Origin of the sequence: Acidimangrovimonas sediminis, assembly GCF_002871005.1 — a bacterium.
GTDB classification, from domain to species: Bacteria; Pseudomonadota; Alphaproteobacteria; order Rhodobacterales; family Rhodobacteraceae; genus Acidimangrovimonas; species Acidimangrovimonas sediminis.
Genome location: NZ_PHSN01000006.1, coordinates 1 through 21,938, shown reverse-complemented (window position 1 = coordinate 21,938; position 21,938 = coordinate 1). Strand labels below are relative to the sequence as shown.

Annotated in this window: 17 protein-coding genes; 7 read left to right on the top strand and 10 right to left on the bottom strand. The window is 67.6% G+C overall.

Annotated elements, in window-relative coordinates; genetic code table 11:
* Positions 1-19: 19 nt before the first annotated feature.
* Complete coding sequence (locus tag CVV76_RS06495; protein ID WP_102223828.1) at positions 20-598, top strand: peroxidase-related enzyme; 579 nt, start codon at positions 20-22, stop codon at positions 596-598.
* Positions 595-1,560 (top strand): OmpA family protein, encoded by a 966-nt coding sequence (locus CVV76_RS06490; RefSeq protein ID WP_102223827.1) that lies wholly within the window; start codon positions 595-597, stop codon positions 1,558-1,560. Before CVV76_RS06495 ends, CVV76_RS06490 begins: the two co-directional genes overlap by 4 nt.
* A gap of 51 nt (positions 1,561-1,611) precedes the next feature.
* Here the strand turns inward: CVV76_RS06490 and CVV76_RS06485 are convergent, their stop codons facing one another.
* On the bottom strand, positions 1,612-2,517 hold the full coding sequence (locus CVV76_RS06485) for a LysR family transcriptional regulator (RefSeq protein ID WP_102223826.1): 906 nt from the start codon (positions 2,515-2,517) through the stop codon (positions 1,612-1,614).
* Positions 2,518-2,808: 291 nt separating this feature from the next.
* Positions 2,809-4,827: an NADPH-dependent 2,4-dienoyl-CoA reductase gene (locus CVV76_RS06480; protein ID WP_102223825.1), complete on the bottom strand. Its 2,019-nt coding sequence runs from the start codon at positions 4,825-4,827 to the stop codon at positions 2,809-2,811.
* A 210-nt stretch (positions 4,828-5,037) separates the two neighbouring features.
* Between CVV76_RS06480 and recO the strand changes: the two genes are divergently transcribed.
* Positions 5,038-5,781 carry a DNA repair protein RecO gene (gene recO / locus CVV76_RS06475; protein WP_102223824.1) on the top strand — a complete coding sequence of 248 codons (744 nt, stop codon included), beginning with the start codon at positions 5,038-5,040 and terminating at the stop codon, positions 5,779-5,781.
* Here recO and CVV76_RS06470 read toward each other — a convergent pair.
* The gene (locus CVV76_RS06470; protein ID WP_102223823.1) at positions 5,751-6,779 is read right to left on the bottom strand and encodes an NAD-dependent epimerase/dehydratase family protein; all 1,029 of its coding nucleotides are present in this window, start codon (positions 6,777-6,779) and stop codon (positions 5,751-5,753) included. The genes recO and CVV76_RS06470 overlap by 31 nt on opposite strands.
* Before the next feature lie 374 nt (positions 6,780-7,153).
* On the opposite strand from CVV76_RS06470, the gene CVV76_RS06465 reads away from it, so the two are divergent.
* A complete protein-coding gene (locus CVV76_RS06465; protein WP_102223822.1) occupies positions 7,154-8,977 on the top strand; it encodes an autotransporter assembly complex protein TamA in 1,824 nt (607 codons plus the stop codon).
* Positions 8,977-13,170, top strand: a complete 4,194-nt coding sequence (locus CVV76_RS06460) for a translocation/assembly module TamB domain-containing protein (RefSeq protein WP_102223821.1) — start codon at positions 8,977-8,979, stop codon at positions 13,168-13,170. Before CVV76_RS06465 ends, CVV76_RS06460 begins: the two co-directional genes overlap by 1 nt.
* A 72-nt stretch (positions 13,171-13,242) precedes the next feature.
* Here the strand turns inward: CVV76_RS06460 and CVV76_RS06455 are convergent, their stop codons facing one another.
* Entirely contained in the window at positions 13,243-14,088 is an 846-nt protein-coding gene (locus CVV76_RS06455) for a YihY/virulence factor BrkB family protein (protein WP_102223820.1), read from the bottom strand.
* Between the two features lie 374 nt (positions 14,089-14,462).
* On the opposite strand from CVV76_RS06455, the gene CVV76_RS06450 reads away from it, so the two are divergent.
* On the top strand, positions 14,463-15,725 hold the full coding sequence (locus CVV76_RS06450; RefSeq protein ID WP_102223819.1) for a glycosyltransferase family 4 protein: 1,263 nt from the start codon (positions 14,463-14,465) through the stop codon (positions 15,723-15,725).
* On the opposite strand, the gene CVV76_RS06445 is transcribed toward CVV76_RS06450, so the two are convergent.
* The 6 genes from CVV76_RS06445 to CVV76_RS06420 all read right to left on the bottom strand — a co-directional run bounded on the left by CVV76_RS06445 (position 15,722) and on the right by CVV76_RS06420 (position 20,091).
* A complete protein-coding gene (locus CVV76_RS06445) occupies positions 15,722-16,309 on the bottom strand; it encodes a YdeI/OmpD-associated family protein (protein WP_102223818.1) in 588 nt (195 codons plus the stop codon). The two genes, CVV76_RS06450 and CVV76_RS06445, sit on opposite strands and share 4 nt — an antisense overlap.
* 80 nt (positions 16,310-16,389) lie before the next feature.
* Positions 16,390-16,647 carry a cell division topological specificity factor MinE gene (gene minE / locus CVV76_RS06440; RefSeq protein WP_102223817.1) on the bottom strand — a complete coding sequence of 86 codons (258 nt, stop codon included), beginning with the start codon at positions 16,645-16,647 and terminating at the stop codon, positions 16,390-16,392.
* Positions 16,644-17,492, bottom strand: coding sequence for a septum site-determining protein MinD (gene minD, locus CVV76_RS06435; RefSeq protein ID WP_102223816.1), 849 nt, complete (start codon positions 17,490-17,492; stop codon positions 16,644-16,646). The genes minE and minD overlap by 4 nt, the downstream gene beginning before the upstream one ends.
* Positions 17,489-18,256, bottom strand: a complete 768-nt coding sequence (gene minC, locus CVV76_RS06430; protein WP_102223815.1) for a septum site-determining protein MinC — start codon at positions 18,254-18,256, stop codon at positions 17,489-17,491. Before minC ends, minD begins: the two co-directional genes overlap by 4 nt.
* A gap of 174 nt (positions 18,257-18,430) precedes the next feature.
* Positions 18,431-18,799, bottom strand: a complete 369-nt coding sequence (locus tag CVV76_RS06425; protein WP_102223814.1) for a cupin domain-containing protein — start codon at positions 18,797-18,799, stop codon at positions 18,431-18,433.
* Positions 18,796-20,091 carry a nucleotide disphospho-sugar-binding domain-containing protein gene (locus CVV76_RS06420; RefSeq protein ID WP_102223813.1) on the bottom strand — a complete coding sequence of 432 codons (1,296 nt, stop codon included), beginning with the start codon at positions 20,089-20,091 and terminating at the stop codon, positions 18,796-18,798. Before CVV76_RS06420 ends, CVV76_RS06425 begins: the two co-directional genes overlap by 4 nt.
* A 315-nt stretch (positions 20,092-20,406) precedes the next feature.
* Between CVV76_RS06420 and CVV76_RS06415 the strand changes: the two genes are divergently transcribed.
* On the top strand, positions 20,407-21,765 hold the full coding sequence (locus CVV76_RS06415) for an NAD(P)-binding protein (RefSeq protein WP_102223812.1): 1,359 nt from the start codon (positions 20,407-20,409) through the stop codon (positions 21,763-21,765).
* Positions 21,766-21,938 lie beyond the last annotated feature (173 nt).

The window sequence follows — 21,938 nt, the reverse complement described above, 5'->3', positions numbered from 1 at the left end:
CACCATGGGAGGAGAGTACATGGACTGGAAGAGCCTCAGGGAACCCACCGCGCTGGATCTGCCGATGACCGATCCGCTGCCGGAGAAGACGGCGAAATACTTCGGCATCTGCGAGGAAAAGCTGGGCATGGTGCCCAATGTCCTCAAGGCCTACGCCTTCGACATCGAGAAGCTGAACGCCTTCACGGCCATGTACAACGATCTCATGCTGGCCGAGTCCGGCCTGACCAAGCTGGAGCGTGAGATGATCGCGGTGGTCGTGTCGTCGGTGAACCGCTGCTGGTATTGCCAGGTGGCGCATGGGCAGGCGGTCCGCGAACTTTCCGGCGATCCGATGCTGGGCGAGGCGATGGTGATGAACTTTCGCGCCGCGCCGCTGGACGCGCGCCAGATGGCGATGCTGGAATTCGCCGAGAAGCTGACCGAGAGCCCGGCCAAGATGGTCGCGGCGGATCGCGAAAGGCTGAGCGCGGTCGGGTTCTCGGACCGCGACATCTGGGATATCGCCTCGGTCGCGGGGTTCTTCAACATGACCAACCGCGTTGCCGCGGCAACCGAGATGCAGCCCAACGACGCCTATCACGGACGTTCGCGGTGAGGGCGGCGCCCGGTCTGGCCGCGCTGTTTCTGCTGGCCGCGCCGGGCGCGCAGGCGCTGACCTTCGACTTTCCCGCCAGCGCGGTGCTGACCGACGAACAGGACAGCCCGATGGGATCCTACAGCTTTCCCACCGCGCCGTTCGCCGATGGAAACCTGCAAACCCAGCGGGCGGAGGGCCCGGTGTCGCAAAGGTCGTGGCGGATCGACCAGCGCGACCTGACAACCCTCCAGGTGATGGCCAAGCTGCGCGACCAGATCCTGAAGGCCGGCTTTTCGCCGCTGTTCGAATGCGCGACCGAGGCCTGTGGCGGCTTCGACTTCCGCTACGCGCTGAAGATCCTGCCCGAGCCGCAGATGCATGTCGATCTTGCCGATTTCCGCTATCTCGTGGCCCGGCGCGGCGACAAGGGCACACCCAAGTACCTGGCCCTTCTGGTCAGCCGCAGCACGGATTCGGCTTTTGTCGAGGTGGTGCAGGTCGGCCTGCCGCTGCCCAGCGGCGCCGCGGCCGCGGCGGCACCCTCGACCGCTTCGGTCGCCGATGACGCGGCGGCCCCGGCGACCGGTCAGCCGGCCGCCCCCGGCAGCCTTGCCGCTGCGCTGGCCGCGGGGGATTCGGTGGCGTTGGACGATCTGAATTTCGCCAGCGGGGCGTCCGACCTGTCGGCGGGGAATTATGCCTCGCTCGCCCGGCTGGCCGCCTACATGCAATCCCACCCCGATCAGCACATCACGCTTGTGGGCAACACGGATACCACCGGGGGCCTTGCGCCCAACATGGCCCTGTCCAAGGCACGGGCGGAATCGGTGCGCCAGCGGCTGATCAGCCAATATTCGGTCGAGCCGGACCAGATCTCGGCCGAGGGGATCGCCTACCTCGCCCCGCGCGCCTCGAACAACACGTCCGAGGGCCGCGCGCAAAACAGAAGGGTCGAGGCCATGGTGGACTCGACCCAGTAGTTGTTCGCACCTTCTTGACCCGTTTGCCCGAAGGACGGAACGGAGCGGACCTTACCAGTTCTCGGGGCCCTTGTCCGCGAATTGCCTGGCAAGGAAGTCGATGAACGCGCGCACCTTGGGCTGGGTGAACCGGCCCGGCGGATAGACGGCGTAGATGCCCTGCGTCTCGGTCGGCAGACCGGGGATCGCCTCTTCCAGCTGGCCGGTGCGCAGCGCATCAGCATAAAGGAAGCTGGGCAGATAGGCGATGCCCAGACCGGCGATCGAGGCATGAAGCAGCGATTGCCCGTCGTTCACCGTCAGCCAGCCGGCGGTGCGCACCTGGCGTTTCTCGCCCGAGGGCGCGGTGATCTTCCAGACGTTGCCGTTGGCCTGGTTCGAATAATGCAGCAGCTTGTGCTCGTTCAGGTCGTCGATCTTCTGCGGCCGGCCGTAGCGCTGGAAATAGCTGGGTGAGGCGATCATCTTCTTCGTCGTCTCGGTCAGCTTGCGCGCCATCAGCGTGCTGTCTTCCAGATCCCCGATGCGGATCGCCATGTCGAAGCCCTCGGAAATGAGCTCCACGTAGCGGTTGTTCAGCACCATGTTCACGGTGATGTCGGGATATTCCTGCAGGAATGTGCCCAGCACCGGCGACAGCAGGTTCACCCCGAAGTCGGTCGCGACCGAGATGCGCAACAGGCCCGAGGGCGCCGATTGCATCGAGGTGACCAGCGCATCGGCCTCGCCCGCATCATTCAGGACACGTCGCGCGCGGTCGTAATAGGCAAGCCCGATCTCGGTGGGTGACACCCGCCGGGTCGTGCGGTTCAGAAGGCGCGCGCCCAACCGGGCCTCGAGCGCCGAGACATGCTTTGAGACGGCGGATTTCGAGATCCCCATCTTCTTGGCGGCGTCGGTAAAGCCGCCTTGGTCCACCACGGTGGCGAACGCTTCCATTTCGGTCAATCGGTCCATTGTGCACCCGTTGGCTACTGAGCACGTTGCAGGGACCTGATTGCCCCCCAAATCGGGCGAGATTGGGCCATGGGGCCGACAATATCGGGGTTTTGTCGTGTATCGTTAATGGCGGAGAAACAGACGAAAGATGGTTAAATTATTGAAAATAAAATATAATACTTGAAAACTGCTCTTGGCTGGGGCCCGGGTCCAGATCTCGACAGAAAGATTGCACCCCCCGGGAGAACGATCGGCCGCACGGCACACACCCGCCGGGGCCTAACACTCGAACCCGCTGCTGCGCGGTGCCTAGAGCCCCGCCGCCAGTCGCGCGCCCTGGTCGATCGCCCGCTTCGCGTCCAGCTCTGCCGCGACATCCGCGCCGCCGATGACATGGGCCGCGATCCCGGCCGTGGCCAGCCGGTCGGCCAGCCCCCGCGCGGGCTCCTGCCCGGCGCAGAGAACCACCGTGTCACAGGCGACAAGCTCCGCCACCCCGTCGCGGGCGATCCACAGGCCCTCGGGCGTGATGCGTTCATAGCTTACGCCGCCCAGCATCTTCACCCCCTTGGCCTGCAGCGTGGCGCGGTGGATCCAGCCGGTGGTCTTGCCCAGTCGCTTGCCCGGCTTCTCGGCCTTGCGCTGCAACAGCGTCACCTCCCGCGCGGGGGCCTCGGGCCGGGGGCCTTCGGGCGCCAGCCCGCCGCGTGCCTGTTCCGGGTCGGTCACCCCCCATTCGCGCCGCCACAGCGCGGCGTCCTCGGTCGGGCTGGTCCCCTCGTGGACAAGATATTCCGCGACGTCGAAGCCGATCCCGCCAGCACCGACCACCGCCACGCGCTTGCCGACCGCGGCCTTGCCGCGCAGCACGTCGATATAGCCGAGCACGTTGGGCGCGTCCTCGCCCGCGATCCCCGGATCGCGCGGGGCGACGCCGGTCGCCACGATCACCTCGTCGAAGCCACCCAGCATGTCGACCGTGGCCTCCCGGCCCAGCCGCAGGTCGATCCCTCCGCGCGCGACCATCGTCTCGTACCAGGAGATGAGGCCGTGAAACTCTTCCTTGCCGGGGATCTCGCGCGCCATGTTCAGCTGTCCGCCGATCCTCTCGTCGCGGTCGAAAAGCGTGACCTTGTGCCCGCGCCCTGCGGCCACCAGCGCGGCCGATAGGCCCGCCGGGCCGGCACCGACCACCGCCAGCGATTTCACCACCTTGGCGGGGGGATAGGTCAGTTCCGTCTCGTTGCAGGCGCGCGGGTTGACGAGGCACGAGGTCAGCTTGCCGCTGAAGGTGTGATCGAGACAGGCCTGGTTGCAGGCGATGCAGGGTGCGATCTCTCCGGCCTTGCCGGCAGCCGCTTTCGCCACGAAATCCGGATCCGCAAGGAAGGGCCGCGCCATCGACACCATGTCGGCGCATCCCTCGGCCAGCACCTGTTCCGCCACCCCGGGCGTGTTGATGCGGTTCGAAGTGATCACGGGGATCGACACATGCCCCATCAGCTTTTTCGTGACCCAGGCAAAGCCCGCCCGGGGGACCGAGGTGGCGATGGTCGGGATCCGCGCCTCGTGCCAGCCGATCCCGGTATTCAGGATCGAGGCGCCCGCCGACTCGATCTTTCCGGCCAACTGCACCACCTCGTCGAAGCTCTGCCCGTCGGGGACAAGATCCATCAGTGAAATCCGGTAGATCAGGATGAAATCGCGGCCCGCCGCTTCCCGGACCCGCTTCACCACCTCGACTGGAAGCCGCTGGCGGTTCTCGACCGAGCCGCCCCAGCGGTCCTCGCGCCGGTTGACGTGGGACACGAGGAACTGGTTCAGGAAATAACCCTCCGATCCCATCACCTCGACCCCGTCATATCCCGCCTCGCGCGCCCGCGCGGCGGCTGTGGCGATGTCGGCGATTTGCTTCTCGATCCCGGCCTCGTCCAGCTCCCGCGGCACGAAGGGCGAGATCGGCGACTTCACCGCGCTGGCCGAGACGCATTCCTTGCCATAGGCATAGCGCCCCGCGTGCAGGATCTGCATCGCGATCCGCCCGCCGGCAGCATGCACCCTGTCCGTCACCACGCGATGGTTGCGGATGTCCTCGGGCGTGAACAGCCCCGCTGCGCCGGGAAACACGCCCCCCTCGGCATTCGGCGCCATCCCCCCGGTGACCATGAGGCCCACGCCGCCGCGCGCCCGGGTCGCGTAGAACTCGGCCACGCGGTTCCAGTCGCCCCGCTCTTCCAGCCCGGTATGCATGGAGCCCATCAGCACCCGGTTCGGGAGCGTCGTGAAGCCGAGGTCGAGCGGCGCAAGCAGGTGCGGATAATGCGTCATGTGGGGTCCTCCTTGACCGCGCAAGATGGGGGGGGCGCCCGGCCTTGTCACGTGGAACGCGGCGTCAGGGCGGACACCCGCGGCCCCGCCTTCGCCACATGCGCCCGCACCTCCTGTCGCCCCCGGCCTCTCGCCGCCCCGTTCCTCTTGCCGCCCCGTTCCTCTTGCCGCCCCTTGCCTCCCGTCACGCCGCCTGACTAACTCGCCACCATGGATTGGCGCGACGAAGGCGTGCTCCTGTCGATGCGCAAGCATGGGGAGAGCGCCGCGATCATAGAGGTGTTCACCCCCGCCCATGGCCGCCACGCCGGCGTCGTGCGCGGTGGCGGAGGGCGACGCATGGCGCCGATCCTGCAGCCCGGCAACCAGCTTTCCCTCGACTGGCGCGCCCGGCTTGAGGATCACATCGGCGCCTTCACGGTGGAACCGCTGCGGGCGCGCGCCCCGGCGCTGATGGCTGACCGCGCGGCGCTGGCCGGGCTCAGCGCGACCTGCGCCCTGCTGTCCTTCTCGCTCCCCGAGAGGGAGCCGCACGCCGCGTTCTACAGTGCCTCGATCGCGCTTTTCGACCGGCTGGGAGAGCCGGGCTGGGAGGTCGACTACCTGCGCTGGGAGATGCAGCTGCTGGACGAGATGGGTTATGGCCTCGACCTAGCGACCTGCGCGGTGACCGGAAGCCGCGACGATCTTGCCTATGTCAGCCCGAAAACCGGGCGCGCGGTCAGCCGCAAGGGGGCGGGGGAGTATGCGCCGCGGCTTCTCAAGCTGCCCGAGGTCCTGATGGGCCAGGGACCGGCCAGCGCGGTCGAGATCGCCCAGGGGCTGACGCTGACCGGCCACTTCCTGGCCAACCGGCTGGTGCCCGAACTTGGCCGCCGCACCTTGCCCGAGGCGCGGCAGCGGCTGGTCGACACCCTCGCGCGTCAGTCGGCGAGACCCTCCGACACCAGGTAGCGGGCGGTCTCCAGAAGGCTCTGTTTCGCCGGAATGAAGGTCATCCCCATCACCTCGCGGGCGCGGGCGTTCGACACCTCCTCCAGCTTGCCAAGCTGCGGCAGGATCGACCGGATCTGCGGATCGAAGAGGCCGAGCGTCCGCATCAGCAGGTCGGGCGCCACCCGGCGGGCGATCCTGCGGTCGGGGAAGGCCGTGCCAAGCACCGCGGTCATCTCGGCGAACCACAGCGACCCGTCCGCCGCGATGAACCTCTGTCCCGCGGTCGCCGGGGTCTCGACCGCACGCAGGTGCATTTCTGCCACGTCGCGGACGTCGACGATGGGAAAGCCGATCCGGGGCACCATCGGGTCGCGCCCCGACAGCATCCGCCGCACCACCCCCACGGAGGATCCGAAGCGCCGCCCCAGCGGCGGCCCCAGCACGAAGACCGGGTTGATCGTGGTCAGCGCCATCGACGGCGCCTGATCGCGAACGAAATCCCAAGCGGCGCGCTCGGCCAGGGTCTTCGACCGCGTGTAGGCGGTGGCGGCGCGGCTGTTGACGTCGGTCCAGTCGTCCTCGGTATAGGGGCGGCCGGGCGGGGTTCCCGTCATGATCGCCGCCGACGAGGAGGTCAGCACGACACGGCACACCCCAGCCGCCCGCGCCGCCGCCAGCGCGCGCAGGCTGCCGTCGACCGCAGGGCGGATCAGCGCCTCGGGGTCGCGCGGCTGCGAGATCGGGAAGGGGGAGGCGGTGTGCACCAACACCTCGGCGCCGCGCAGCGCCCGGCTCCAGCCGTCGTCCGAGGTGAGATCGAGCGTCGCGAACTCCAGCCGGCCCAGGGCCTCGGGCGTGTCGAGATGCGGGACGAGGGCCGACCGCACCTCGTCCTCGCGGGTGCGGTCGCGTAGCGATCCCGTGACGCGATGGCCCGCGTTCAGCAGCTTCAGGGCCACATGTTTCGCGATGTAGCCGGAGATACCGGTCAGCAAGACCCGTTTGCCGCTGCTCATGATGCCGTCGTGTCCCGTGTTGCGCGCGCAGGTTGTACGTGCGCCGCGCCGGTTTCCGTCGCGATCGCAACCTGCTTACGCGCGCCCCGCCGGCCGCGCCCCGAATCCGGTGCCGATGCCAATTCCTCCGTCGGCGCCACACAATCACGGGACCGGCGCGCGCGAAAGGGCATTTCCGGGCGCCGCCAGTGTGATCTGCGGGCACATTCAACACGTTCTTGTGTCAAAGGTCGGCGGAAAACCGGCAGTGCGGCACAGGGGTCGGATTGCCCCTGAAGGGACCGCGTGCAAGAAATGGGGCATTGGGTTGGGAGACGAATTTGAGCGCGACACGTGGCACACCACCGTTCGGAGACAGACCGAGGGGCCGGACCGTGCGCCGGCAGGATCGTGGCCGGGGGCTGGCGCGCGCCGCCGGTCTGACGCTGACGCTGGCCCTTGCCGTGGGGGCGGGGCATCGCGCGGGCGCCGAAGACAAGATCGCCTTCAACACGCCGGGCGCGCCGAAGGACCTGACGAACGCGCTCAAGAACGCGTCGGTCCTGCTGTCGACGCAATCCGACAAGGATACCAACGCGCAGGACGTCTTTGCCGCCGCGCGCGCCGATTACGCCAAGCTTCTGGGCGCGCTCTATTCCCAGGGCTACTACTCGGGCGTCATCCACATTACCGTGAACGGCAAGGAAGCGGCAAGCATCGCGCCGCTCGACGCGCCTTCGACGATCCGGCAGGTGGTGGTGACGGTGCAGCCGGGGCCGCGCTTCACCTTCGGAACGGCGCAGGTGGGGCCCATGGCCCCGGGCGCCAAGCCGTCGAAGGAATTCGCCCCGGGCCAGCCCGCCATGAGCGGTGCCCTGCAGGGTGCCGTCGACAACGCCGTGACCGGATGGCGCGATGCGGGCCACGCCAAGGCCGAGGCCGGCGATAGCCGCGTCATCGCGGATCACACCACCCGCAAGCTCAACGCGACGGTGGCGATCGTGCCGGGCCCCAAGGTGACCTTCGGCAAGTTCAGCCTGAGCGGGAAGACCTCGGTCAGCGAAGCCCGCATTCGCCAGATCGCGGGCTTTCCCACCGGCCAGACCTTCGATCCGAAGAAGGAACAGAAATCGGCCGACCGGCTGCGCCAGGCGGGCGCGTTCTCGTCGGTCGCCATGACGGAATCGCAGGCGCTCGGCCCCGGCGACACGATGGCCGTGAACACCGCCCTGGTCGAGGCCAAGCGCCACCGTATCGGCTTCGGCGCGGAGCTGGCCAGCATCGAGGGCCTTACGGTCACGGGCTTCTGGCTCAACCGCAACTTCCTCAACGATGCGCAGCAACTGCGCTTCGACGGCAAGATCAGCGGGCTGGGCGGCCAGGACGGCTCTCCCGACTATTCGCTCAAGCTGCGGTTCGACCGGCCCGGGGTGATCAATCCGGATTCATCCCTCTATGCCCAGATCCAGACCGAATACCTCGACCAGACCGACTATGAAGAGGCGCTGGCAAATACCGAGGTTGGCCTCAAGCGCGAGCTGAACGATCGCCTGACCGCCACCGCCGGCATCGGCTACGGCGTCAGCCGCGTGACCGATACCACCGGGGTGCGCTGGTTCCACGACATCAACTTCCCGATCGGCGCGATCTACGACACCCGCGACAACAAGCTGAACCCGCACAACGGGTTCTACGTCGACGGGCTGGTGAAGCCCTTCGTGGGTTTCGGCACCACCGGGACGGGCGGGCAGATCAAGGTCGACGCGCGGGCCTATCACCGGATCGGGTCCAAGGTGACGCTGGCCGGGCGACTTCAGGTCGGCTCGGTCGTGGGGTCGTCGGTCGCCGACACGCCGCGCGACTTCCTGTTCTATTCCGGCGGTGGCGGCACCGTCCGCGGCCAGCCCTACCAGTCGCTGGGCGTATATGCCGTCAGCCCGACCCAGCGCACCGGCGGGCGCAGCTTCATCGGCCTGTCGGGCGAGGTGCGGACCCAGGTAAGCGCCTCATTCGGGGTCGTGGCCTTCTACGACGCCGGCTACGTCAGCGCCGACAGCCTGCCCGGCAGCGGCGGCCTCTGGCAGGGCGGGGCCGGCATCGGCATCCGCTATTACACCGGCATCGGGCCGCTGCGCCTCGACCTCGCCGTCCCGGCCGGGGGCGACGCAGACACCGGCAAGGGGCTGCAGGTCTACATCGGCATCGGGCAGGCCTTCTGATGAGACGTCTTCTTACCCTTCTCCTGATCGTCCTCCTTCCCGCGCTGGCCTGGGGGGCCTCGTCCGACGACGACGGCCAGGGCTACCTGACCCAGCTTCTGGAAAAGAACCTCTCGGGCGCCGGGCGGCAGGTGCATATCACCGGCTTCCAGGGCGCCTTGTCGTCCAAGGCCAGCCTCAAGACCCTGACCATCGCCGACGACAAGGGCGTCTGGCTGACGCTGAAGGACGTCACGCTCGACTGGTCGCGCCTCGCGCTGCTGACCGGAAAGGTCGAGGTGAACGAGCTGACCGCGGCCGAGATCGACCTGCCGCGCCTGCCCGAAAGCCAGCCCGCGCCCGCCACTCCGCCGACGGCCGAGGCACAGGGGTTCTCGCTGCCCTCGCTGCCGGTCTCGATCAACATCGGCAAGATCCAGGCGCAGAAGGTGGTGCTGGGCAAGCCGGTGCTGGGGCAGGAGGCGACGGTCAAGATCGACGGCAGCGCCCAGCTGTCCGGCGGCAGCGGCAAGGCCACGATCAACCTTCAGCGGATCGACGGCAAGGAGGGGGTGATCCACCTCGAGTCGAGCTACGACAAGGACAGCAAGCAGATCGGCCTCGATCTGCGTGTGAAGGAAGCGGCGGGCGGCATCGTGACCACCGGCATCGGCCTGCCCGACGCCCCGGCGCTGGAGATGAGCGTTGCCGGCAAGGGGCCGGTCGACGATTTCACCGCGAACATCAAGCTTGCGACCGACAACCAGCCGCGGCTGACCGGCACGGTGAAGCTGAAGGGCGACACCGGACAGGACGGCAAGGTCACGAACCGCTTCACCGCCGACATCCAGGGCGATATCGCGCCGCTCTTTGCGCCGGAATACAAGACGTTCTTCGGCAATGACATCAAGCTTCAGGTCGCGGGCGCCAAGCTGCCCTCGGGCCAGCTGGAGCTGACCACGCTGCACCTGAATGCCAAGCAGATCGCGCTGAACGGGCAGGTGGACGTGGGCGCCGACGGCATGCCCAGCCGGATCAACCTGACCGGCAAGGTGGCGTCGCAGGACGGCGGGCCTGTGCTGCTTCCGCTTCCGGGGCAGAAGACGACGCTGGACCGGGCCGACATCTCGGTCAGCTACGACCAGTCGAAAGGCGACGGCTGGCAGGCCAGTGCGGTGCTTGCCGGGCTGAAGCAACCCGACCTCAGCCTTGATGACGTGACGCTGACGGGCAAGGGCCGGATTGCAAAGCTCAAGCCCGGGGACAAGGGCCGCGGGGTCGCGGGCACGCTGACGCTGAAGGGCACCGGGATCGCGCCCAAGGATGCGGCCCTCGCCCGCGCATTGGGCAGCGCGCTGGGTCTGACCACCGATTTCAGCTACAGCCCCGGCGGGCCGCTGGACCTGACCGCCCTCGATGTGCGCGGGGCCGGGGCTTCGCTGAGCGGCAAGGCCACGCTTTCGGGGCTCGACAAGGCGATGATGGTCAACACCACGCTGACCCTCGACGCGCAGGATATCTCGCGCTTCTCGGGTCTTGCGGGGCGGCAGCTTGCGGGCGCGGCCAAGGCCACGATCAGCGGTACGATCGCAGCGCTGGCCGGCACGTTCGACCTGAACGGCGACGTCAACGGACAGGGGCTGTCGGTCGGCATTCCGCAGGCGGATGCCCTGCTGTCGAAGCACAGCCACGTCAGCTTTTCCGTCAAGCGCGACAACACCGGGCTGACCCTCAACAGCCTTCAGGTCAACGCGCAAAGCCTTCAGGCCAACGCCGAGGGCACGCTGAAGACCGGCGCCGCCGACATCCGCGCCAACCTCAGCTTCGGCGATCTCGGCCAGCTCGGGGCAAATTACGGTGGCTCGATGCAGGGGCGCCTCGACTTCACCCAGCAGGGCGACGCGATGACGGTGGGCGGAAGCGGAACCGTCAAGGACCTGCACATCGCGGACGGCCTGTTCGCGCAGGCCCCGCAGGTGAACGCGCTGATGAAGGGCACCAGCACTTTCGACGTGTCGGTCACCCGCGACAAGACCGGCATCCTGGTGAACCGGCTCAAGCTCAACGCCCGCAGCCTGATCGCGGATATCGACGGCACCACGAAGGACGGCACCCGCACCATGCAGGGCACGCTGCGCTTTGCCGATCTCGGCAACCTCGGGCCCGGCTATTCCGGGTCGGTCACGGCGCAGGGCCAGGTCACCCAGACCGCAAGCGCGCTGGATATCAAGGTCGACGGCAGCACCCATGACGTCCGCCTCGGCACCGGTCTGGTGCCCGAGGCGCAGGCGAAGATGGTGAATTCGATGCTGCAGGGCACTGGCACCTTCGACGCCGCGGTGACCCGGGATTCGAAGGGCATCCTGATCCGCAATCTCAAGGTCAACGCCCGCTCGCTGAGCGTGAACGCCAAAGGCTCGGCCCAGGGCGACTCGCGGCAGATGACCGGCACGATCCGCTTCGGCAGTCTCGCCGATCTGGGCGCGGGCTTCCGCGGGTCGATCGACGCCCAGGCCGGGCTGAGCCAGACCGGCGACACGGTGAAGGTCAGCGCCAAGGGAAGCGCGAAGGATCTCGAGCTTGGCCAGTCGATGGCCGACAAGCTACTGCGCGGGACCACCAGCTTCGACCTTGCCGCCTACCGCAAGGGCAAGGTGCTGGGGCTCGACAAGGTCGACGTGCGGAACCCGCAGCTGTCGGTACAAGCGACGCCGAAGGAAGGCGACCCCAGGCTGATGGAGGTGAAGGCGCGGCTGGCGAACATCGCTCTGGTCGCCGCCGGCTTCTCGGGCCCGGTGGAGACGCAGGGCACGATCCGCGACGGCGGCACCTCCTACGCGGTCGACCTTGGCATCACGGGCCCAGGCGCGATCGACGCCAAGGTGAAGGGCTCGCTCGCCTCGGATTTCTCGAAGGCCGATATCGCGGCGAACGGCAGCCTTCGCGCCGAGCTCATCAACCCGCTGATCGAGCCGCGCTCGATCGCCGGGCCGGTGCGCTTCGATCTCGCGCTCAAGGGGCCGCTGGCGCTGGGTTCGCTCTCGGGCAAGGTCAACGTCTCGAACACCCGGATCTCGGCCCCGACGCTGGGGATCGCCGCCACGAACACGCGGATCGATACCACCTTCGCCAACGGCCGCGCCCGGGTGGACGGGCAGCTGACCGTCGGTGGCGGCACGATCCGCCTCTCCGGCCCGATCTCCATGCTGCCGCCCTTCACCAGCGACGTGAAGGTCACCCTCAACAACGTGGGCCTCAAGAACCCGGAACTCTATTCCACCACAGCCAACGGCGCGCTGAGCCTCAAGGGCCCGTTGACCGGCGGTGCCTCGGTCGACGGCCGCATCCGGCTGGGCAAGACGGAGCTGCGCGTGCCCTCGACAGGGCTTGGCGGGTCGGGCTCCATTCCCGACGGGCTGGTGCAGAAGGGGGCATCGGCCCCGGTCCGCGCCACACTGAAACGCGCGGGGCTGGAACAGGCCCCGCAGACGCAGGACACGGGTTCCTCGCCCGCGCATCCGTTCAAGCTCAACATCACCGTCTCGGCGCCCAGCCAGGTCTTCGTGCGCGGCCGGGGTCTGGATGCAGAGCTGGGTGGCCAGATCTCGATCACCGGCACCTCGGCCAATGTCGTGCCGATGGGCGGGTTCGACCTGCGCCGCGGGCGGCTGGAGATCCTGGGCAAGCGCCTGGACCTGAGCGAGGGCAGCCTAAAGCTTCAGGGCAAGTTCATTCCGTGGATCCACCTCGTCGCCACCTCGACCAATGACGGCGTGACGGCGATGGTGATCGTGGACGGCGACGCGACCGACCCGCAGATCACCTTTTCCTCGACCCCCTCGCTGCCGCAGGAAGAGGTGCTTTCGCAGCTGCTGTTCGGGCAGGGGCTGAGCAAGATCTCCCCGCTTCAGGCGGCGCAGCTTGCCTCGGCCGTGGCGACGCTGGCGGGCAAGGGCGGCGAAGGCATCGTGTCGAAGCTGCGCCAGAACTTCGGGCTCGACGATCTCGACGTGCAGACCGATTCCGAGGGGCAAACCTCGGTCAAGCTGGGCAAGTACTTGTCGAAGAAGCTGTATTCCGACGTTTCGGTGGGCGACAACGGCGGGTCCCAGGTCGAGCTGAACTACGAGCTGAACAAGAAGATCACGGTCAAGGGCAAGGCGGCATCGGACGGCAACACCGGCATCGGGGTCTATTTCCAGAAGGATTACTGACCCGACGCGCGCTGCAGGCCGTGCGGCCGCTTGCCCGGCCTCCGTGCCGTATGATCGGCGGGGTCGGGCATGTCAGTGATGCCGGAGCGGCCGCAGCTTCTTGATCGCCCTGGGCGTGCCGGTCAGCGTCAGCGTGACGTTGAGCGCGGCCCCCAGCAGGATGACGTAGGCCGAGAGATAGAACCACATCAGCAGTGCGACGACCGCACCGATCGACCCGTAGATCCGGTTGTAGCTGTGGAAATGCGAGATGTAGAAGCTGAACCCCACCGACACCACGATCCATAGCACCACCGCCAGCGACAGGCCGGGCCAGACCCGGGCCTGTCGCGTCTCGAGGTTCGGCCCGAAATGGTAAAGTAGCCAGATCCCGATCAGCACCACGGCAAGCGCGGTCCCCCATTGGACCAGCGGCAGGATCAGCTGGGTCAGCGGACCGAAGGGGATCACCGTAAGCACGATCGGCAGCACGATCACCGCCGCCAGCGCGACAAGGCCCATGCCGATCAGCACCACGGTAAGCAGCAGCGCGGCCAGGATATGGCGCACGCCCCCGCGATCCTTGGTGCGGTGGATCGTGTTGAGTCCCTGCAACAGCGACGCCACGCCCGAGCGCGCCGACCATAGCGCAACCAGCGTGGAGAAGACCGAGGTCCAGCCAAGCGCCGAGTTGTTGGCCTTCACCAGCGCCTGCACCTGCCCGTAGAACAGCTGGAAGGCATCCACCGGCAGGAACTCGGCCATCAGCATCGCCTGTTTCTCGATTACCGAGGGGTCCGCGAAATACCCCCAGAGCGAGATCACCGCCGCCACGGCGGGAAAGATGGCAAGCATCGCGAAAAAGGCGACGCCGGCGGCGATCAGGCCCATCTTCGCCTCGGTCACGAGAGACCCCAGAACGGTGAAGAGGTTGATCATCCGCGTCCCTCGGCCCCTGTTGCGGCGCTACGGCCCCATCCGCCCGGTCGGCGCCCGTTCAGGCAATGGCCATGCCAGGGCGACGCGCGGCTCATGACCGGGCTCCGCGGGTGTCTTGATGGCCGGGGTTCGTCGGCTGGTCCATGACCCTTGCGCTTCCTTTCTCGGCAGGCCCCGAAAAGCATGAGGCACACCAAGTCTTTATCGGACGGTCCCGGCAGGTAAAGCCGCCCGGGGCGCTTCGGGTTCCAAGTGTTGCATCTCCCCCCCGGGGGTGAAACGGGGCGGGGCCCGGTGCACCCGAGGCCACCGGTGGCTTGCCGGACCCCCGGTCGATGCCCCATGGTGGCCACGGGTGGGGCAGGACAGACCGAATGGATATTCTCTTCGTTCACCAGAACTTCCCCGGCCAGTACCGCCAGCTTGCCGAATGGCTGGCCGCCACGGGCGACCACCGGCTTGTCTTTCTGACCCAGCGCCGCGATGTCGCCGGCTTTCCCGGCATCCATCTGCGCCCCTACAGCCCGCACCATCGCCCCGCATCCGACGCCTACGGCCTGTCGCGGCATTTCGAGGAATGCATGGGCGCGGGCTATGGCGCCGCCCGCGAGGCCGCGAAGCTCAAGGACGAGGGTTTCACCCCCGACGTCATCCTCGGCCATGTCGGCTGGGGCGAGCTGACCTTTCTCAAGGAGGTCTGGCCGGGCACGCCGATCCTGGGCTACTTCGAGTATTTCTATCTCGCGCAGGGCGGTTCGGTCGGCTTCGACCCGGAGTTCCCGCCCGGTGCCGACAGCCCCTACATCCTTCATGCGCGCAACGCGGTGAACCACCTCAACCTTGCAACGGTGGACCTTGGGCAGTGCCCGACCGGCTGGCAGATGCAGACGTTTCCCCAGGCCTTTCGCGACCGCAGCTATGTCTGCCATGACGGGATCCGCACCGATCGGCTGGGCCCCGACCCGGGGGCGGGTATCGCGCTGGGGCGACTCGGCCGCAGCCTGAGCCGAGAGGACGAGGTCTTCACCTACATGGCGCGCAACATGGAACCGACGCGGGGCTTTCACGTCTTCATGCGTGCGCTACCCCATATCCTCGATGCCCGCCCGTCCGCACGTGCGGTGATCGTCGGCGGGAACGAGGTTTCCTACGGCAAGGGCAGCGCGGCACAGGGCGGCTACCGCGCCGAGATGGAGGCGGAGCTGGGCGACCGGGTGGATTGGTCGCGGGTGCATTTCCTCGGCCGGATCCCGTTCGAGGCCTATTGCCGGGTGATCCAGCTGAGCCGCTGCCATGTCTACTTGACGGTGCCTTTCGTCCTGTCGTGGTCGCTGCTCGAGGCGATGGCGATGCAGGCGACCATCGTCGCCTCCGACACCGCCCCGGTGCGCGAGGTGATCCGCCATGGCGAGAACGGCCTGCTGGCCGATTTCTTCGACCCCGAGGCCCTGGCCCGGCAGGTGGTCGAGGTTCTCTCGCGGCCCGCCGATTTCGTGGCACTGGGGCCGCGGGCGCGGCGTGACGTGGTGGCGACCTATGATTTCCTGTCTGCCACGCTGCCCGAGCATCTGGCGCGCATCAATTCCCTCGTCCCCGCGGCGAAGCGGATCGCCCTGCCGTCCGAACGGGGGGGCTAGCGGTCGTGCATCCCCTTGCCGGCCAGGATCCTGGGCGCCGCGGCGGCGATCCGGCTTTCGCGGGTCTTCGCCTGCTTCGCCCCGGCGACATGCAGCACCCAGCCCCGCTGGCGCCCCGGGGTCAGGGCCGCGAACGCCTCGGCCAGCGCCGGATCGGCATCGAGCGCGGCGGTCAGTTCCCCGGGATAGGCGAGGTCGTCCTTTGGCATCGCGACGCGGCGCCCCTCGGCCTCCACGCGGATCGCGGCGTCGAGCAGGGCGCGCAGCGCGCCGGTCGCCGCGTCGATCGCCGCGACCGACGTGAAATTCGCGACCCTGACGGATCGGGAATTATCGCCCGGCGGCACCAGAAGCCCCCCGGGATCCTCCAGCAGCACGCCCTTGAAGAACCCGAGGCCGCAGCGATCCTTCATCCGCCAGAGGGTCGCCACGTTGCCGCCGTGCGCCACATAGCACGGCCCGCGCCACTTGAACGTCTCGTGCAGCGGGCAATCGCACAGGATCCGGCGCAGCGCTGCCAGCTCGGCCTTCCACGGTGCCTCCTTGGCAAAGAAGGCCTCGACCCGCGGGTCATGATCGCCCATCCGCTCCTCCCGGTGATGCCGGGCGAAGTGTGCCAAGACGCAGCGCGCCGGTAAAGCCGGAGTGTGAGGAAGAGGTCTGCCTACCGCTTGGCGGTCGGCAGCTCGATGTTGATCTCGAGGCTCGACAGTTCGTCGCCGCGCTCCATCCGGATGTCGATCGCCTCGCGGTCCACCTTCACGTGGCGGGCGATCACCTCGAGGATTTCGCGCTGCAGCTGCGGCAAGTAGTCGGGCGCGCTGCCCGACCTTTCATGCGCCAGCAGGATCTGCAGCCGGTCCTTGGCGGTCTGGGCCGAACCCGCCCGCCGTGGCCAGAGGGGAAAGCCGAACCGACTCATGCCGTCCGCCCGAACAGCCGGCGCAGAAGGCCCGGCCTGCGCTCTCCATCCACCTTGATCTCGATCTCTTCGCCCAGAAGGCGGCCGACCGCATCCTCGTAGGCCTGCCCCGCTGCGGAGGGATCGTCCAGCACGACCGGCACGCCGACGTTGGAGGCCTTCAGGACCGCGGGGCTTTCCGGCACGATGCCCAGAAGCGGCACGGCGAGGATTTCCAGAACGTCGTCGACGTTCATCATCTCGCCCTTGTCGATCCGCGCCTTGTCGTAGCGGGTGATCAGCACCTGCGCCTTGATCGGCTCCGCCCCGTCCTGCGTCGCGCGGTGGGTCTTCGAGCTGAGCAGCCCCAGCACCCGGTCGCTGTCGCGCACCGAGGACACCTCGGGGTTGGTCACGACGATCGCCTCGTCGGCGAAATACATCGCCATGTGCGCGCCGCGCTCGATCCCCGCGGGGCTGTCGCAGATGATGTAGTCGAATTCCTCGCGCAGCTCGTTCAGAACGGCCTCGACGCCTTCCTGCGTCAGCGCGTCCTTGTCGCGGGTCTGGCTGGTCGGCAGCACGTGCAGCGTGTCGACCCGCTTGTCGCGGATCAGCGCCTGCTTCAGCTTGGCGTCGCCCTGGATCACGTTGATGAAGTCATAGACCACGCGGCGCTCGCATCCCATGATCATGTCAAGGTTGCGCAGGCCCACGTCGAAGTCGATGACCACCGTCTTGTGGCCGCGTTTGGCCAGCGCCGCGCCGATCGCGGCCGACGACGTGGTCTTGCCCACGCCCCCCTTGCCCGAGGTGATGACGATGACCTTGCTCACGTGGGTATCCTTTTTCAGTTGTTGCTTCATGCCAGCGCCTCGATTGCCAGCCTGTCGTCCTTGAGAAACGCCTGCACGGCCTTGCCCAGAAGCGCATCCTCAAGGCTGTCGGAGGTGCGGTAGAGACCGGCGACGGCCAGAAGCTCGGCCTCGAGCGACTGGCAGAAGATCCGCGCGTTCTCGTCGCCATAGGCGCCGGCCATCGCGCGGCCGCGCATCCGGCCGTAGATGTGGATGTTGCCCGCGGCAACCAGTTCCGCGCCCGAGCTGACGGGGGCCACGACGACAAGGTCGCCCTTGTCGGCGATGATGGTCTGGCCCGACCTGACCGGTGAGGTGATTATCTTGCCGGGCTTCGGCGGCGCCTCGACGGTGCGCGTGCCATCCTTGCGTTCGGCCTTCTTCTCGGCCCGGGGCTGGCGCAGCGGCGCGTCGTTGCCGGTGGTGACGTGGATCAGCCCGGCCTCGCGCGCGGCGGCAACCTGCGCCGGCCGGCCGTTCTGCACGCCGAAGGCCGAAAGCTGGCGGTCCTTCAGCATCGTCACGATCCGGCGCAGATCATCGACCCGGCCAAGCGTCGGCGCGGCCCCGAGGTCGAGGATCACCGGGGCGTTATTGAAGAAGGCCGGTGTCTTCTGAAGCTGTTCGTCCAGCGCGGCATAGAATGCCTCGTTCGGCACGCCGCCCTCGGGCATGAGCGTGACCGCGGTGAAAAGCTTGCCGCGCATCTGGAATGAAGGTGTGCCCGCGGCGGGGGTGTCGTTGCCCCGCGCATCGGCGTCCGGTGACGACATGCCCTATATGCTCTCCTCTTGACGCGCGAGACCCCGGGGAATCGCGCGCGCTTTTTTGCGATCCCTATCCGGTTGGGCGGTCGGGGTAAATCGCGGATCGCGGAAAAGTGGGGCACTCGGCAAGGTTGTGCCGGTGGCCGCCCGGGCGCGCGGAAACTGGCCGATGCGGCCGCGTCAGCGAATGAAATAAACCTTCTTGACCGTCTCGTGAACCGTGCACACCCCGGTCCAGCCCTGGTGGAAGAACGCGGCCGTGCCCGGCGTGACCTCGATCACCTCGCCACTTTCGTGAACGTAGGTCGCGCGCCCCTCGAGGAAATGGCAGAACTCGTCGGTCACGACGTTGCAGGCCCACTTTCCCGGGGTGCAGCACCACAGCCCGCATTCCGATTCCCCGTTCTCGCCCTTGCGGATCAGCTTGCCGTAAACCTTCGAGACACCCTCGATCATCGTCGGCACCTCGCCCCAGTCGGTGGTGTCGGTGATAGACAGCGGATCGCGGATCAGCGGTACGGTGGTGTTCTCGATCGTGTCGGTGGTCATCGGCCCTTGCCTCCTTTCGCGGCGACATCCACGAGGATCCGCGCCGCCTTTTCCTGCCCGTTCTCGGCCTGCATATGCGCCGAGGTCGCCGCCAGCCGCGCCTTCATCTCGGTGTCGGTCAGGCAGCTCTCGATCATCGCGATCATCTGCTCGTCCGTCCAGTCGTAGCGATCCGAACGAAAGCCGTGCCCGGTTTCCTCCACGCGCATCGCGTTGTCGTGACCGTCCCAGACATAGGGCAGGATGATCGCCGGTTTGCCGAAATAGAGACATTCGGTGAACGAGTTGTTCCCGCCGTGATGAATCACCGCATCCACCTGCGGGATCACCGAGGGCTGGGGAAACCAGCTTCCCAGGATGACGTTCGGTGGCGGGGCCTCGTAGGCCTCTAGGTAATCGCCCACATTCACCAGCGCCCGGTAGCGCGAGCGCCCGATCAGGTCGATCAGCCGTTTCAGCAGGTCGGTATCCCCGGCCCCCAGCGACCCGAAGGAGACATACAGAAGCGGCCCCTCCGCGTTCGCCCCGAAGGTAGGCACCGTGTAGGGTTCGTCCTGCCGCACGCAGCCCTCGAGATACTGGAACCGCGCGGGATCGAGGGGTTTCGACCGGCGGTAGGTCACCGGTTGGGGATAGAGCATGAGGTTCATCCAGGGCGAGGCCTCGAAGAACTGGCCCAGCGGGTAGGGCGATTCTCCGGTCGTCTGAAGGAAGGCGTTGAAATCCTCGTGGATCGGCTTGATCACCTCGTGGAACTTCGCCCGGAAGGCGGCATGTCCCGCGTAATCCGTCTCTGACAAACCGGAAAGATGCGGCGGGATGGCCTCATCCTCGATCTCGTTTTCGGAACACGAGATGATCCGGACCCACGGTACGCCGGACTGCTTGATCGCCGGGAACAGGATCACGTTGTCGACCGAGATCACGTCGGGCTGTACCTTGGCCAGCACGGAAGGCAGATCCTTCTCGGCCCACTTGGCGCTGTCGACGATCGCCTCCCAGCACTCGCGCACGTAATTGTCCAGCTGGTCGATCGGCGCCTTGCGGAAGTTCGGGATATGGCCGTTGATGAAATCTTCCCAGAATTTCGCCATCTGCTCGGGCGGCATGGGTTCCGACAGGTTCACCGGATGCGCCTCGAACCCATAGCCCTCGTAGACCGGGACAAAGCCGGGATCGGACAGGAAGACCGCGCGGTGGCCCAGCCGCTCCACCGCCTGGGCGATGCCGACGGAATTCAGCGCGGGGCCGAAGGCGGCCTCGGGGAAGAAGGCGAAGGTCTTGGGGGTCATGTCCGGCCTCGGTCCTTGGGGCGTCGCCCCGACGCTAGCCGGGGTGCGGCCACGGCTCAACCCGCGGGTGCCCCGGGGCGGGGGCGCGATGCCGGACTGCCCGTTTTCCGGGCCAGGCGCCGCAAGGTCCGCCTCCCTGCGCGGGCATTGCGCCGCATGCGGCCTGCACGCGTACCTACGCGCCGATGCCTTCCGATCCGTGCCGGACCGTGATCCCGTGCTTGGCCGGGGCCCCGAGATCCTGTACGTGACAGGCCTCTAGCGGAGCTCCAAGGCCGGGTCTTCCGCGCCGCGAGGGAGGCGAGCGGAGACTGCATGGGCGGAGGGAATGCCGGGGTGCGATGGGATGCGATCGTTCTTGGCGGCGGCGTTTCCGGGCTTGTGGCCGCCTCGGTCCTGTCGCAGCGTCGGGAGGGGCGCGGGGATAGGGGGTCGGTGCCCTCCGTGCTTGTCCTCGACGATTACCCACGGCTCGGGGGCAATCACACCAGCGTCGACATCGGCCCTTACACCTTCGACATCGGAAGCTTCGTCTTCTCCGAACACACGCGGTTCCTGACACATTTCCCACGCATGCTACCGCTGATGGCGAACCAGCAGCCGGGCACGGTCAGCACCGCCCGAATCTCGCCTGCGCTCAGGCTTGCACGCTACCCGTTCGACCTGTCCGAAGATCTGCTGCGCCCCGGCTTGGTGTCTGCCGCCGCTATGATCGGGTCGGCGCTCCACGGCCGTCTCGCCCATGACCAGAACCTGAACGCGGAAAGCTTTTGCCGCCATTGGGTCGGCGACCGGGTCTACCGCCAGACCGGGCTGAAGCACTACATGACCCGCCTTCTTGGCGAGGATCCCGCACAGATCGAGAGCGATTTCGCGCACAAGCGGCTTGGCTGGATCAAGCGCAACGCGGGGGCAGGCGCGGTCGCCGGTCGCCTGATCGCCCGGCTGCGCCCACGGCGCGCGCGCCAACCGGGGGCAGGGCGCCTTCTCGTCCGGCCCCGCGCCGGGTTCGAGGCGATGTACCGCGTGGCCGAGGAAGATCTCGGCGCCCGGGGCGTCACGATCCGCACCGACGCGGGGCTGACGCGGATCGAACCCGCGCCGGGGGGCGGAAACGTGGTGCACCTCGCGGACGGTGCGCGGCACGAAACGGGCTGCCTGATCTCGACGATTCCGCTGCATCAGAGCCTTCCGCTCTGCGGTCTCGACCTGCCCGGGTGCCTGCCGACCGCCAGTCTGCTGTCGCTGTTCGTCAGCTTCGAGGGAGAGCGCGGGTTCGATGCGAACACGCTCTACAACTTTACCCACGAAGGGCGCTGGAAGCGTCTCACCATGCATTCCGACTTCTACGGCCACGCCGGCGGCCGCGCCTACTTCTCGGTTGAGATCGCCCTGCGCGCGCCCGAGGCGGACCCGGCCCAGATGCTGGCCGAGTTCAGGGACTTGGCCGATCGCGTCGGGATCTTCCGCGGCGATCTTCGGCTGGAAGGCGCGCGCCTGACATCGCACGCCTATCCGGTGCATCTTCAGGGGGCGTCGGCGGCAACCAGCTCCGCGATCGCGCAATTGCGGTCGGCGGGGGTGCTCAGCTTTGGGCGCCAGGGTGGGTTCGACTACCAGCCGACGGCGACGGTCAGTGCCTATGTCGCGGAGCGGGCTCTCTCGGGGCGCTGAACTCGCCCGGCTTCTCGCACCTCCGCCCCCCCCCAGGCCTTCACCGTCGGCTCGACCGAAGGGCCCGCTGGGCGGTGTGTCCGCCCCGGGGTTCCCTCGTCTCGTGGTGTCACTTCAGTCAGTTCTTGGTGATGTTCCTGGTCGTGGTGATGGAGGGGATGATCTGCTGGAGG

Bases quoted from the DNA above. Each gene is read 5' to 3' on its own strand.
- CVV76_RS06480 (WP_102223825.1), bottom strand. From the start codon at position 4,827: ATGACGCATTATCCGCACCTGCTTGCGCCGCTCGACCTCGGCTTCACG.
- CVV76_RS06420 (WP_102223813.1), bottom strand. From the start codon at position 20,091: ATGACCCCCAAGACCTTCGCCTTCTTCCCCGAGGCCGCCTTCGGCCCC.
- CVV76_RS06445 (WP_102223818.1), bottom strand. From the start codon at position 16,309: ATGGGCGATCATGACCCGCGGGTCGAGGCCTTCTTTGCCAAGGAGGCA.
- CVV76_RS06495 (WP_102223828.1), top strand. From the start codon at position 20: ATGGACTGGAAGAGCCTCAGGGAACCCACCGCGCTGGATCTGCCGATG.
- CVV76_RS06415 (WP_102223812.1), top strand. From the start codon at position 20,407: ATGGGCGGAGGGAATGCCGGGGTGCGATGGGATGCGATCGTTCTTGGC.
- minE (WP_102223817.1), bottom strand. From the start codon at position 16,647: ATGAGTCGGTTCGGCTTTCCCCTCTGGCCACGGCGGGCGGGTTCGGCC.
- minC (WP_102223815.1), bottom strand. From the start codon at position 18,256: ATGTCGTCACCGGACGCCGATGCGCGGGGCAACGACACCCCCGCCGCG.
- CVV76_RS06455 (WP_102223820.1), bottom strand. From the start codon at position 14,088: ATGATCAACCTCTTCACCGTTCTGGGGTCTCTCGTGACCGAGGCGAAG.
- recO (WP_102223824.1), top strand. From the start codon at position 5,038: ATGGATTGGCGCGACGAAGGCGTGCTCCTGTCGATGCGCAAGCATGGG.
- CVV76_RS06470 (WP_102223823.1), bottom strand. From the start codon at position 6,779: ATGAGCAGCGGCAAACGGGTCTTGCTGACCGGTATCTCCGGCTACATC.
- CVV76_RS06450 (WP_102223819.1), top strand. From the start codon at position 14,463: ATGGATATTCTCTTCGTTCACCAGAACTTCCCCGGCCAGTACCGCCAG.
- CVV76_RS06425 (WP_102223814.1), bottom strand. From the start codon at position 18,799: ATGACCACCGACACGATCGAGAACACCACCGTACCGCTGATCCGCGAT.
- CVV76_RS06460 (WP_102223821.1), top strand. From the start codon at position 8,977: ATGAGACGTCTTCTTACCCTTCTCCTGATCGTCCTCCTTCCCGCGCTG.
- CVV76_RS06485 (WP_102223826.1), bottom strand. From the start codon at position 2,517: ATGGACCGATTGACCGAAATGGAAGCGTTCGCCACCGTGGTGGACCAA.
- minD (WP_102223816.1), bottom strand. From the start codon at position 17,492: ATGAAGCAACAACTGAAAAAGGATACCCACGTGAGCAAGGTCATCGTC.